Annotated in this window: 10 protein-coding genes and 1 pseudogene; 8 read left to right on the forward strand and 3 right to left on the reverse strand. The window is 46.9% G+C overall.

Annotated elements, in window-relative coordinates:
* Positions 1 to 20: 20 nt before the first annotated feature.
* Both EAO36_RS01745 and EAO36_RS01750 read right to left on the reverse strand, forming a co-directional pair.
* Positions 21 to 1,934, reverse strand: coding sequence for a motility associated factor glycosyltransferase family protein (locus EAO36_RS01745; protein WP_120955623.1), 1,914 nt, complete (start codon positions 1,932 to 1,934; stop codon positions 21 to 23).
* Between the two features lie 24 nt (positions 1,935 to 1,958).
* Positions 1,959 to 3,503: a flagellin B gene (locus tag EAO36_RS01750; RefSeq protein ID WP_120948096.1), complete on the reverse strand. Its 1,545-nt coding sequence runs from the start codon at positions 3,501 to 3,503 to the stop codon at positions 1,959 to 1,961.
* Positions 3,504 to 3,639: 136 nt separating this feature from the next.
* Here EAO36_RS01750 and topA point away from each other — a divergent pair.
* The 8 genes and pseudogenes from topA (at position 3,640) to EAO36_RS01785 (ending at position 11,732) form a co-directional block, all read left to right on the forward strand.
* A pseudogene (topA, locus tag EAO36_RS01755) lies at positions 3,640 to 5,945 on the forward strand (type I DNA topoisomerase).
* Positions 5,938 to 6,858 carry a radical SAM protein gene (locus tag EAO36_RS01760; RefSeq protein ID WP_120948097.1) on the forward strand — a complete coding sequence of 307 codons (921 nt, stop codon included), beginning with the start codon at positions 5,938 to 5,940 and terminating at the stop codon, positions 6,856 to 6,858. The pseudogene topA and the gene EAO36_RS01760 overlap by 8 nt, the downstream one beginning before the upstream one ends.
* Before the next feature lie 57 nt (positions 6,859 to 6,915).
* Entirely contained in the window at positions 6,916 to 7,476 is a 561-nt protein-coding gene (locus EAO36_RS01765) for a nitrate reductase cytochrome c-type subunit (protein WP_120955624.1), read from the forward strand.
* A 32-nt stretch (positions 7,477 to 7,508) separates the two neighbouring features.
* Positions 7,509 to 7,913, forward strand: a complete 405-nt coding sequence (locus EAO36_RS01770; RefSeq protein ID WP_235852337.1) for a U1 small nuclear ribonucleoprotein — start codon at positions 7,509 to 7,511, stop codon at positions 7,911 to 7,913.
* 81 nt (positions 7,914 to 7,994) lie between these two features.
* Positions 7,995 to 8,123 (forward strand): hypothetical protein, encoded by a 129-nt coding sequence (locus EAO36_RS08900; protein WP_268877237.1) that lies wholly within the window; start codon positions 7,995 to 7,997, stop codon positions 8,121 to 8,123.
* A gap of 2 nt (positions 8,124 to 8,125) precedes the next feature.
* Positions 8,126 to 9,016 (forward strand): carbon-nitrogen hydrolase, encoded by an 891-nt coding sequence (locus tag EAO36_RS01775; RefSeq protein ID WP_120948099.1) that lies wholly within the window; start codon positions 8,126 to 8,128, stop codon positions 9,014 to 9,016.
* A 92-nt stretch (positions 9,017 to 9,108) separates the two neighbouring features.
* A complete protein-coding gene (locus tag EAO36_RS01780; protein WP_120948100.1) occupies positions 9,109 to 10,401 on the forward strand; it encodes a Na+/H+ antiporter family protein in 1,293 nt (430 codons plus the stop codon).
* Positions 10,402 to 10,457: 56 nt separating this feature from the next.
* Positions 10,458 to 11,732, forward strand: a complete 1,275-nt coding sequence (locus EAO36_RS01785; RefSeq protein WP_120948101.1) for an MATE family efflux transporter — start codon at positions 10,458 to 10,460, stop codon at positions 11,730 to 11,732.
* Here EAO36_RS01785 and gmd read toward each other — a convergent pair.
* On the reverse strand, positions 11,729 to 12,829 hold the full coding sequence (gene gmd / locus EAO36_RS01790) for a GDP-mannose 4,6-dehydratase (RefSeq protein ID WP_120948102.1): 1,101 nt from the start codon (positions 12,827 to 12,829) through the stop codon (positions 11,729 to 11,731). The two genes, EAO36_RS01785 and gmd, sit on opposite strands and share 4 nt — an antisense overlap.
* Positions 12,830 to 12,836: the final 7 nt, after the last annotated feature.

Here is a 12,836-nt window from a genome sequence, read left to right on the forward strand (position 1 = left end):
AGAGCCCCCAAAATTATGCGCTAATTTTTTCCCCAAGCTTGCAAGGCTTGCTCGATAATCTCCATCACACAGGTGATCCCCCCAGCGAGGCTAAAAAGCCAGTACTTGTGGGCGTAAATCCACTCTAATTGTTTGGCTTTGAGCGCATCTTGATTAAAAGTGGCTTTGCTCACAATCTTGGCGATGTCTAACTCTTGGTGGAAAATATAGGACTGAATCGCATCATTAAAGCAATAGTTAAATTTAACTTCTTCAAATAAATCTTTGATCGCATCAATTTTGGTGCTGAGTTCCTCTAATTTTTTGAGATCCAAGCGTTCTAGTTGTTTTTGGGCATTTAGGGCCTCGATCTCCTCTAAAAACCCCGCCACTTCTAAAAACAAGCCCTCAATTTTTTCTTTGCACTCTTTGGAATAAGCGATGATGTCTTGGCAGGTTTTCTTAGCACTGGCTAAAAAATGCACACTTTGCTTGGGTGTTGGGGGTGTGAGCTTGAGGGGTGTTTTGGGTTCTGTGGTTTGTAAATCCTCGTGAATACGCTTTAAGCATTCTGTAAAGGGGAGTTCTAAAGTGCCTTGTATGCGCGCCCCGCCCTCTGTGGCGTTGATCACTTCCAGTTTATAGGGCGTGTGGTAAATGTCCTTTTCAAAAAAATCTAAAAAGAGTTTCCAAATCCGTGTACTCTCCACCTGCCCCTCTCCCCCATAGCCTTCAATAAAAATCTTTTCCCCCTCTTGCTTGGGGGCGATCTCATCAGCCCCATACAAAGCCCCTTGTGCATGGCTTGCCCCACTAGGCGCAAAGCTCAAATCTTGACCGATAAAAATGCAACGCGCAAAACGGGCGTGCACAATGAGTTCATAAGCCATATTCGCCGCGCTCATGCCAATGCCCAAATAACCATATTCATGCAAGCCAAAAACACTGGTATAGCCAAAGGGGCGCAAGCTAAATTGTGGCACGCCATGCGTGATCGCCTCACGCAAGCGTTCATGCACAATGGAGGTGATCGCAAAGATCACACCCTCTTGAGCAAGCTTTGGGGTGTCCTCATAGAATTTAGCCGTAGCCTCCACGCGTTCTAAAGAGAGCACAATGTCAGGCTTGATGCCATAAGCATGTAAAATGGGAAAAGAGGCATCGATGCAAAAGAGGGTGGCATAGGGGGCGATCTGCTTTAAAAGGGGTAATTGCTTGTTAAGACTAGGTCCGGTAGAGATAATAATGGCGGTGTTATAAAGGACGTTGCGCTTTTTAAGGGCATCAATCAAGTTTAAAAGCGTGGGGGTTTGCACCAGATAGGGGAGGTTTTGGACATGGTGTTTGATCCCCATGATGGCATCTCTGGCATCATTGCCCACACTGATGACAGCATTTTCAATCGCCTTGATCAAATCTTGATTGATCTGCTGGATTTGCTCATGGTAGCGATCGTAGTAATGGTTGAAAATGATGAGCTCATAGACTTTAGCATAAATGCGCGCCTTTTTGTCCATGTCAAAAAGAGAGGAAAGCATTTGGTAAGAACACGCACTGGCTAACAAAAAAATCAAACGATCGTTTTGAATCTCCTCGCTAAAATCCAACAAGTTAAAGACAATGAATAAAATTTCAATTTCAGGCTCGATCACCACGATTCGCTGGATTTGAGAATGCCCTAAGAGTAAGCGGTAAAGCATGCCATTCCCCGCACCATAAAAATACAAATAGGGCGTGTAGATATAGGGGCTTAATTCCTTGAGGCGTTGGAGATTTTCCTCTAGGGGTTTGTGCTTAAAAAGGGGCGTGTTGCTGGTGATGTCAATGATATTGAAGTCGTCCTTTTGCATGAAGACTTCATATTTGAGATTGCTTTTAACTTGGGAGAGTTGCAGGGCTAACAAGGGGTCTTTCGTGGCCAAGATGGCCAAATTCTTTTCATAGATGTCATGCATTAGGCGACAAAGCCCCAATTCTCCCTATTGCAAGAGTCGCAAGACATTTTGTTGGACCGCATTGGCTTGTGCCATCGCAAAGCTCCCACTCTGTGCCAAGATGTTGTATTTAGAGAAACTTGCGCTCTCTTGGGCAAAATCCACATCTCTAATTTGCGATTCGGCTGCCTTCACATTCACCTGCGTTACAGAGATATTGTTGATGGTGGTCACTAACTCCATCTGTACAGAACCTAGATCGGAGCGGATTTTATCTAGCTGGACACGCGCACTCTCTGCCATGTCCATCACCACCATCGCACCTCTAAGGCTGGTTACTCCCGCACCGATGCCCTTAAAGTTGAGGCCTGCCTGTGTAGCATTGGCATTGCCCCCACTGGCACTAGCGACATTGGCATCAAATACACCTCTGACTGCGCGTAAATTCACCGTGTATTCGGCCACCCCTTGAGAGGAATGCAAGCCAATATGGCTATAGTTGATCCCACTCACGGTGATGTCGCGCGCATCTTGCTTGACAAAAGTCAAACGCCCCACGATCGCATGGCTTTTACCTGACACGCCGACAAAATTGCCACCCCCAAGCACAGCCCCGCTTTTCCCATCCGCATGCACAGAGATCGCACGTCCATCGGTGCTTTTCAAATTTAAACGCCCAGAGATGTCAATATAGGCCTCTACACCCGTACGTTCCCTAACCGAGTTGATCGCATTGATGAGTCGTCCATCGCGGTCGTTGCGTTTGACATCGTTGATGTTCCCGATCAACACGCCATTGATGGTGAGCCCTTGGATGGTGCCTGATTGCACGGGCTTACCCCCGGTCCCGATGACATTGGCACTTGCACGTAAGCCTAGCGTGTTAGAAAACTTGTTGATCACTTCCACCAACGCCCCTAAGCCCGTGCCCGCACTGGTGGAAATCTTGACTGATTCCAACTTAAAATCATTGACCGAGTTGGCTAACTTAAAGTTGAGCGTAACCTCTTTTAAGTTATTTGCCCCGGCACTCACCTGCATCCCCGCACGATCCATCCCCGAGGTTTCAAAACGCACATGCCCGATCTTGTCTGTTCCTGTAGGGCCTATGGATGCTTTGATGGTGGTGTTAGAATAAGCACCTATCTGGAACTCTTTATTAGAAAAGCTACCCGCCAACAACTGTTGCCCATTAAAGCTCGTGGTGTTAGCGATATTGTCTAGCTCTTCTAAAAGCCGTAGAATATCGCTCTGCAAAGCTTTTCTAGTCTCTGCAGTCTGCCCATCTTGAGCGGCCTGAACGGCTTTTGTTTTCACCGTGTCTAGGATTTTGATCTGCTCATCCATCGCCTTATCAGCGGTTTGGACGATCCCGATCGCATCGTTGGCATTTTTGATTGCCTGCCCTAAACTCGCGCTCTGGCTTCTCAAACTATCTGCAATTGCCATCCCTGAAGCATCATCAGCGGCTTTATTGATTCGCAACCCTGAGCTTAATTTTTCTAAAGAGCTAGCAAGGTCCCGATTGTTGCGCACGCCGATTGTGTGCGCATTTAAAGCCGCAACATTGGTATTGATCCGAAAACTCATCTTTGCATCCTTTGCTAATGTGATACCCACACAAAAGCAAGAGCTATTCCATGTTTTTGGACAAGAACTTTGAAAAGTAACACAACACCCACAAAAATAGTCTATAATGTTCTAAAAACCAAGACCAGAGTGTGAGATGAAAGCCAACCAAAAAAAGCTTATTATTGTGGAATCGCCCACAAAAGCCAAGACCATTGCCAATTTTCTCGATCAAAATTACCATGTCATCGCCTCTAAAGGGCATGTGCGGGATTTGAGCAAATACGCTATGGGGATTCGTATCCAAGAGGATAAGTTTATTCCCAAATACATTGTGGATAAAGACCATGAGGACATTGTGGAACAAATTTTAAGCCTAGCTAAGAGTGCTAGCCAAATTTATATCGCCACCGATGAGGATCGCGAGGGGGAAGCCATTGGTTACCACATTGCCTATCTTATCAAGGAAAACCAACGCACTTCACAGACAAAAAAGATGAGTGCTAATCAAATCTTGCAAGAAACCCTAGATTTAGAGCAACAAACCAACCATGCGCCCTCCAACAACCCCATTTTCCACTTCCCCCGTATTGTCTTCCATGAGATCACCAAATCCGCCATTTTGCATGCCCTCAAACACCCTAAAACCCTCGATGTTTATAAAATCAACGCCCAATTAGCTAGGCGCCTGCTTGATCGCATTGTGGGTTTTAGTTTGAGCTCTTTGCTAGCCAACAAAATTGCTAAGGGCATGAGTGCTGGGCGGGTGCAAAGTGCCGCGCTTAAAATCGTGGTGGATCGCGAAAGGGAGATTCAAGCTTTCAAGCCCTTGATTTACTATAACATTGAGGGCGTATTTGAGGGGTGTATAGAGGCAAGCCTAGAGAGTTACAGGGGAGAGAAAATCAAAAAACAAAGCCTCACTGATGCACCCGATGCGCTCAAAATGGTCCAACACCTGCGCACCCAAACCTACCAAGTCCAAGAGATCGCCCATAAAAATAAAACCAGCCCCTCCCCCCACCCTTCATGACCTCCACCTTGCAACAAAGTGCCTCCACACACCTAGGCTATGGTCCCTCTAAAACCATGGGCATTGCCCAAAGGCTTTATGAGGGCGTGGCGACCCCTGAGGGGATGAGTGGGGTTATCACCTATATGCGTACCGATAGCCTGAATGTCGCCAAAGAAGCGATCAAGGCAGCACGGGATTTTATTGGAACAACTTACGGCGCGCCCTATTTGCCTAGCAAGCCCAAAACCTACACCTCCAAAAACAAAGCCGCCCAAGAAGCCCATGAAGCCATCCGCCCGACCAATTTAAACTTCACGCCCACCGTTGCCAAGGATTATCTCAAGCCTGAAGAATACCGGCTCTATACGTTGATTTATAACCGCTTTTTGGCTTCCCAAATGACCGATGCTCTCTTTGAAAACCAAACCCTACGCCTGTGTTGCGCGGATGGCACTTTTAAGGCCAGCGGGCGTAAATTGATTTTTGATGGCTACCATCGGGTTTTAGGCGAGTGCGATCGCGATAAACTTTTACCCGCCTTGCAAAAAGATCAGAGTGTGCGCCTAGATAAGTTAGAGGCTAAAAAATGCTCCACAGAACCCCCCACGCGTTATTCAGAAGCCTCTTTGATTAAAACTCTAGAGAGTTTGGGTATTGGGCGGCCCAGCACTTATGCGCCCACCATTGCCCTGCTGGCCAATCGCTCCTATGTCAAGTTAGAAAATAAACAACTCGTGCCCACAGAAGATGCCTTTGTGGTGATTGGGATTTTAGAAAAACATTTTAGTGGGATTGTGGATGTAGCTTTTAGTGCGGGTCTAGAGGATAAATTAGATGCTATTGCCAGTAGCAAAGCCTCATGGCAACAGGTGCTCTTTGATTTTTACACCCCCTTTATGGACCAAATTGAGGCTGGAAAAGCCCAAATTGCCTCCCAAAAAACCAGCGTGCCAACTGGGGAATTTTGCCCAGAGTGTGGTTTAGAATTAGTCCGACGCAAGGGCAGATTTGGCGAGTTTGTGGCATGCAGTGGGTATCCTAAATGTAAATTTATCAAACCCCCCACCGAGCAAACCCCAACCCCCCTAGAGCCATGCGAGAAATGCGGGAAGCCCATGGTGCTCAAAAAGGGGCGTTTTGGCGAGTTTGTGGCATGCAGTGGGTATCCGCAATGCAAAAATATCCGCTCCAAAGCCCCTCACCCCAAAGAAGAAAAAGTTGTTGGTGTGTGCCCCGAGTGTAGTGGGCATATTGTGGAAAAGAGAGGTAGGCGGGGGTTGTTCTATGGGTGTGCTAACTACCCTCAATGCCAATTTATCTCTAACTACCCACCCAGCGATCAAAAATGTCCCGAGTGTGGGTATATGCTGGTGTTTAAAGCCTATAAGAGAAAACCTAGCGTGTGGGTGTGCTTGAAGTGCACTTTCCAAAAGTTAGCCGATGTCTAAAGCCCCCATTGTCTTTGGACCTCTGCGTTCGCGCCGCTTTGGCTGGTCGTTGGGGATTGACTTATCTGGAGCGATCAAGCAATGTAATTTTGATTGCATTTATTGCGAACTTGCCAAAGCCAAACCCATTGATCGCATGTACACCATTTTACCCTTAGAAATGATTGTCCAAGCCGTGCAAGAGGCGTTGGCAAATTGCCCCGTGCGTTTAGATGTGCTCACCACCACCGCCAATGGCGAACCCACTCTTTACCCCCATCTTTTGGATTTGATCTGTGCTCTCAAACCCCTAACCCCCCCGCATACCCAAACTTTGATCTTAAGCAATGGGTCTTTATTTGGCAAGCCTGAAGTCCAAAGGGCGTTACACCATTATGATATTGTCAAATTTTCCTTAGATGCCACCTTGTCCCCAGTGTTTAAAAAAATCGATCGGCCTAGCAAAAATCTCTGTCTAGAGTCTATCCTAGAGGGCATTTTAGATTTTGCCAACCAGTATTCAGGCATGCTAGTCGCTGAGGTGTTGGTCGTGCAAGGAGTCAATGATGCGCCCGAGCATATCCAAGCCTTGGTTTCGTTTTTACAACAAGTCAAAAATCTTGCTCGTGTGGATTTAAGCACCATTGATCGCCCCCCCTCCTACAAAGTCCAGCCCACTAGCCACGCCCAATTACTCCAATTAGCCACCCACTTTGAAAACTTGCCCTTAAGTTTGCCAAGCCGCACCACGCCCCCACAAATGCCCCATCTGCATTTAACGCCCTCTGCTTTTTTAGAATTGCTCAAACGCCGCCCCTTGAGCGTAGAAGAATCGTTGCATTACATGCCCAAAAGTGCCCTAGATGATCTCTTAGCCCACCATGCCATCATCTTAAGAAAGGTGGGTTTGGTGGATTTTTACTATGCAAGTTAAATTTCTATTTTAAGACTATGCTATAATCTCATTTTGATTTCAAATGAGGAGATGATGATGAAGATACGCATGGGCATGCTGGCTGTTTTGGTTTTGGTGGGTTTGCTCTATGCTGTCAAACACCACAGCAAACATGAATCCTTGGTGAGCGACACGCAAATTGGTTTGCGTAAAGCCCCCCTAGAGGATGAAAGGGATTTGAGGTTGCATTCCTATGAATACCACAAGCTCCCCCCGGGTGAGAGCAAACGCTTTGAGAGAGCCTATGAAAACGCCCCCCCCATGATCCCCCATGACGTAACCGGACTCTTGCCCATCACTAAGGACAATAACCAGTGTTTGGGTTGCCACATGCCCGATGTGGCCAGCACCGTGGGGGCAACACCCGTGCCTAAGTCCCATTTCTTTGATTTTCGGCATAACCGCCCGGCTAAGGAGGGGAGCATTAGCGATGCGCGCTTTAATTGCACCCAATGCCATGCCCCTCAAGCCAATGCCAAACCCTTGGTTAAAAACAACTTCAAACCTGTTTTTAGCAATAAGGCTTTGGAATTCCGATCCGACTTTATGGATGTGGTGGATGTAGGGGTTAAAGACCTCACCAAAACTAAAGAATAGCCCAAACAATGACGCATAAGACTAGGGTTTTTTTGCATTCTAGCATTTTGGCACTATTGGGTGGATGCTGGGTAGGCGATCCAGCCGATGTGGATCCTAACTTGCCTGATATAGACACCCTCAATGAGTGTGCGCAGATCAAAAATGAATGTGTGGGGGATAAAAATGGCGAGATTGCCAAGACCAAACCTAGGAACTATGGACCTTTTCAGGATATTTCCTTGGCGGGTGTCAAGCTAGCACATGGAGGTAGATTTGCTTTATCTCCCCTCCCACCCACTGGTGCGGGCTATATCCCTTATAATCCCATGATGTACCCCATGGGCATGTATCCTTATGGTATGTACCCGATGGGGATGTACCCCATGGGCATGTATCCTTATGGTATGTACCCGATGATGGGGGGTATGCCGATGATGTATGGTCCTTGGTGGTGAGTCTCTAAAAACTTCCCCAGCATTAGCCATTCTAAGACTTTTGTTTTGTTATAATCCCGCTTTCATTATAAGGAGTGCAAAATGGATGATTTTGAAGATTCATTTGAGGATTTTGAAGAAGATTTTGAGGATAGTGCTGGGGACTATCATGGGGGGTATGATGATGATGACTATGTGAGCGCAGATAGCGAATATGAGGATGAATTTTAGGCATGCACATCAGGGTCGCTATTTTGCAACACGCCTACCAAGGCAATCGACTCAAGACCTTGCAACACACACAGGGCATGCTTGAAAAAGCCAAAGAACAACATCCTGATCTAAACTTAGTGGTTTTACCCGAGTTACACCCCTACCCGTATTTTTGCCAGCATGAAGACCCATGTTACTTTGAGTGGGCGCATTTTTATGATGAAGACACCGCTTTTTTAGGTGCTTTGGCTAAGGATTATGGGGTGGTGTTGGTGGGTTCTTTGTTTGAAAAACGTATGGAGGGGGTTTTCCATAATACTGCTGTAGTTTTTGAGGCTGATGGGCATATCTTGGGCAAACAGCGTAAAATGCACATCCCCGATGACCCACGTTTTTATGAAAAATTTTATTTTACGCCCGGAGATACCATCGCCCCCATTGCTAGCAGTGTGGGGAATTTAGGTGTGTTGGTGTGCTGGGATCAGTGGTTTCCTGAAGCTGCGCGGATCATGGCATTAAAAAGGGCGGATATTTTGATTTACCCAAGTGCGATCGGGTGGTTTTGCGATGCAAGCGAGAGCATGGCAGATAGACTCTTGCAAAGAGAGGCATGGAAGGGTGTGCAAAAGGGGCATAGTATCGCCAATGCCATGCCAGTCATCACCTCTAATCGTGTGGGTGTTGAACAAGACCCCTCTTCGCAAACCAGCGGGCTGAACTTCTTTGGGAGCAGTTTTATTTACGGGGCTTTGGGGGAGGAGTTGGCTTGTGCAGGGGAACAAGAAGAGATTTTGTATGCGCGCATTGATTTGCAAAGAAGTGCACAGGTGCGTCAGATGTGGCCTTTTTTTAGGGATCGGCGCATCGATGCTTATGGGGATCTCTTAAAGCGAGTGGTTAGTGATTATTAACTTGCGCAGGGCACACACGCATGGTCTCTAAGAGACCAGTATAGACACCTAGAAACATTTGCAAACACTTTAAAAAATACAAGGATCGAGTTATGTTTTTGACAAATGCGGCGGTGGTGTCTGTGCTGGTGATGGTGGCTTTGAGTTTGGCACGGCTCAATATTTTACTAGCGATCATGGTGGCTAGCTTGGTGGCTGGGCTGATGGGGGGGCTAAACATCGTAGAAACCATTAAAATGATGATTGCGGGCATGCAAGGCAATTTAGAAACGGCTTTAAGCTATGTGCTCTTAGGGGCTTTGGCAGTGGCGATCTCAAGTGGCAATTTGATTAAGGTTTTATTAAACAAGCTGGTTAGCAAGATGGACCAAAAAGCCACGATCTTTTGTTTTTTAATCGCTTTCATTGCGTGCTTTTCACAAAATTTAATCCCCGTGCATATTGCCTTTATCCCCGTTCTCATCCCCCCACTTTTGCACCTGATGAATCGCTTGCAACTAGACAGACGGGCGGTGGCGTGTGCGCTGACCTTTGGTTTGCAAGCACCCTACATGACCATCCCGGCTGGCTTTGGGCTGATTTTCCAAACCATGATTGTGGATAATTTGGTTAAAAATGGCATCCACACCAACTTATCCCAAGTGGTGGCTGTGATGTCTATTGCGGGTTTGGCAATGTTGGTTGGGTTGGTTGTTGCTGTGGTGGTGTTGTATCGCAAACCGCGTATTTACCAAGAACGCATGGAGATACACGCACAGGGTGATTTGAAATTAACCGGTAAGGATTATTTGACCTTACTAGGGATTATCCTAGCCTTTATGGTGCAGATTGAAACGGGGTCTTTGCCCTTGGGAGCGTTGATTGGCTTGATGGTGATGCTGATCGGGCGTGTGGTGAAGTGGAAAGACATGGACGGCGTGATTGATGAGGGCGTAAAATCCATGGCATTTGTGGCGTTTGTGATGTTGGTAGCGGCCGGCTTTGGGGAAATCTTGCAAAAAACGCATGCCATTAGCGATCTGGTGCATTTAACCGATAAGATGATCTCTAACAAATTCGAAGGCGCATTGGTGATGTTAGGTATTGGGCTTTTTATCACCATAGGGATTGGGACTTCCTTTGGGACACTCCCCATCATAGCAACCTTTTATTGCCCTCTGTGTTTGGCTCTTGGCTTTAGCACGCCAGCGACCATTTTATTAGTAGGCATAGCAGCCGCTTTGGGCGATGCGGGCTCACCTGCTAGCGATAGCACTATAGGTCCTACAACGGGCTTAAATGCCGATGGGCAACACAACCATATTTATGACACTTGTTTGCCGACCTTTTTGGTTTATAATATCCCCTTAATCGTCTTTGGGATACTAGGAGCGTTGCTATTATAAAAGCGATCCGTTGGTGGCGACTCAAAAAGGTTTTAAGCCTTGCCCTGCCCTCTGGGGTGAATAACTTTTTAGAAATCTTTGTTTTGGCTGTCTCCATCTTTTTTATGGGGAAACTCTCAGATGCGCACATTGTGGCGATGGGGGTGGGTTTGCAATACATGCTCTTATTTTATGCCCTCAACTCTGTGTTTTACATTGGCACGAATGCGACCCTTAGCCGTCTGGTGGGGGCAAAAGACATGGAGCTCGTGTCTGTGGGCTATTGTAGTATTTTGATCGGGGCTTGTGTGCTGTGTGGTTTAGCTGGCGTAGTGGGCTTTTTGGGGGTTTCTAGCTTTGTGGATTGGATGGGGCTTAAAGATGAGGCTAATCATTTGGCACAAGAATATTTGCATATTTTGGTCTTTGCCCTGCCCGCTATTTTTATTAAGAATGTGATGGTGGCTGCGCTAGCTAGTTTCTCAGACACGCTGACCCCCTTTTTAATCAAGCTGGTGATGAGTGTTCTGTGCTTGTTTTTAAACCAAGCTTTGATTTTTGGGCATTTTGGTTTTGCGCGTTTGGGGATTGCCGGGGCAGCATGGGCAAATGTGATTGTGGCGTTTGTAGAATTAGCCATGCTCTTTGGGATCACCACAGCCACGAAAAAAGCTCTTAGATTCCACATGACCTTTGATTTTGACTTTTTCAAACGGGCTTGGAAAGTAGGCTGGCCCTCAGGATTTGAGAGACTTTTAACCCTTTTTTCCATGGCGTTAATCTCTAAATTTGTGGCTAGCTATGGCGATGAGGTGCTAGCAGGCATGCAAATTGGCTTGCGCGTGGAGAGTTTTAGCTACATGCCCGGGCTGGGCTTTAGCATTGCATGCATGGTTTTAGTGGGGCAACATCTAGGGGCTAATCAAGTCCAAAAAGCGCAAGAATATGTCCGCACCACTTTAAAAATAGGCGTGTTATTTTTAGGCGTGATGGGTGTTTTGTTGGTGGTCTTTGCCAAACCCTTTGCGTTGGTCTTCACGCATAATCTAGCGGTTGTAGAGGTGGCAGGGTGGTATTTAGTCGCTGTGGGGGTCTCCCAAGTGCCCCTGGCATGTTTGTTTGTGCTGGATGGGACTTTTAGAGGGGCGGGGATGGCTAAAGTCTCGCTCTTGATTAATACGTTTAGCCTGTGGTCATTACGCATCATCCCCATGTATTTTTTGCTCCACCATGGCTACCATGTCCGCTGGCTTTTTGTGATCATTTGTGTAGAAACCTATGCCCGTGCGGGGGTTTTTTATTGGGCTTATAGGCGGGGTTGGTGGAAAAAGCCCGGGCGTTTTGTCCGCTAGGTGCGTGCGATCAAGGCTTCTTTCTTAGCTAGAGCCAAATCGCTCCTGAGCATGTCTAAAATGAGATCCTCAATCCCAAATTGGCGTTTCCAACCTAGCTCACGCTCGATCTTGCTAGGATCGCCTAACAATAAATCCACTTCTGTAGGTCTAAAATAGCGTGCATCCACACGCAACACAATTTGATTAGGGCTTAAGGGGTGGGTGAAATCCACTAGGGGGCTGGGTTTGAGATCCACCACCACACCCACCTCATCTAAGCCCTGACCCTGAAATTCCACGATCACGCCCACCTTTTCAAAGCAAGCGCGTACAAAATCACGGATACTTAAGGTCTTGCCACTAGCAACGACATAGTCTATGGGTGTGTGGTGTTGCAACATCAAGTGCATCGCCACGACATAATCTTTGGCATGCCCATAGTCGCGTTTGGCATCCAAATTCCCCAAAAACAAGCAATCTTGCAAACCATAGAGCAGGCGCGCAATCGCCATGGTGATCTTGCGGGTAACAAAGGTTTCCCCCCGCACAGGGCTTTCATGGTTAAATAAAATCCCATTGAGCGCAAAAAACCCGTAAGCCTCGCGGTAATTTTTGGTGATGTAGTAGCCATAGAGTTTGGCGGCTGCATAGGGGCTTCTGGGGTTAAAGGGGGTGTTTTCATTCTGGGGGGTTTGCAGCACTTCTCCATATAGTTCGGAGGTACTGGCTTGGTAAAAACGCGTGTTTTTAAGACCTAGCAAACGCATTGCCTCTAAAATACGCAAGGTCCCCAACGCATCCACATTGGCCGTATATTCGGGCATCTCAAAAGAAACCTGCACATGGCTTTGCGCGGCTAGATTGTAAATTTCATCGGGCTTGATCTTGGCAATCAAGGCGATCATGTTAGAGGAGTCGGTCAAGTCCCCATAGTGCAAGAAAAAATGCGCATGGCTACTATGCACATCTTCATAAATGGCATCGATTCGGGCGGTATTAAATGAAGAACTGCGTCTTTTAATCCCATGCACTTCATAGCCCAAATCCAATAAATAGCGGGCTAGATAACTCCCATCTTGTCCGGTAATCCCAGTAATCAAAGCAACTTTTTTCATTTTCTTC

This window comes from Helicobacter mehlei, assembly GCF_003660265.1.
Classification (GTDB): domain Bacteria; phylum Campylobacterota; class Campylobacteria; order Campylobacterales; family Helicobacteraceae; genus Helicobacter; species Helicobacter mehlei.

Coding starts and splice junctions, on each gene's coding strand:
- EAO36_RS01745 (WP_120955623.1), bottom strand. CDS start 1,934: ATGCATGACATCTATGAAAAGAATTTGGCCATCTTGGCCACGAAAGAC.
- EAO36_RS01750 (WP_120948096.1), bottom strand. CDS start 3,503: ATGAGTTTTCGGATCAATACCAATGTTGCGGCTTTAAATGCGCACACA.
- EAO36_RS01760 (WP_120948097.1), top strand. CDS start 5,938: ATGTCTAAAGCCCCCATTGTCTTTGGACCTCTGCGTTCGCGCCGCTTT.
- EAO36_RS01765 (WP_120955624.1), top strand. CDS start 6,916: ATGAAGATACGCATGGGCATGCTGGCTGTTTTGGTTTTGGTGGGTTTG.
- EAO36_RS08900 (WP_268877237.1), top strand. CDS start 7,995: ATGGATGATTTTGAAGATTCATTTGAGGATTTTGAAGAAGATTTTGAG.
- EAO36_RS01775 (WP_120948099.1), top strand. CDS start 8,126: ATGCACATCAGGGTCGCTATTTTGCAACACGCCTACCAAGGCAATCGA.
- EAO36_RS01780 (WP_120948100.1), top strand. CDS start 9,109: ATGTTTTTGACAAATGCGGCGGTGGTGTCTGTGCTGGTGATGGTGGCT.
- gmd (WP_120948102.1), bottom strand. CDS start 12,829: ATGAAAAAAGTTGCTTTGATTACTGGGATTACCGGACAAGATGGGAGT.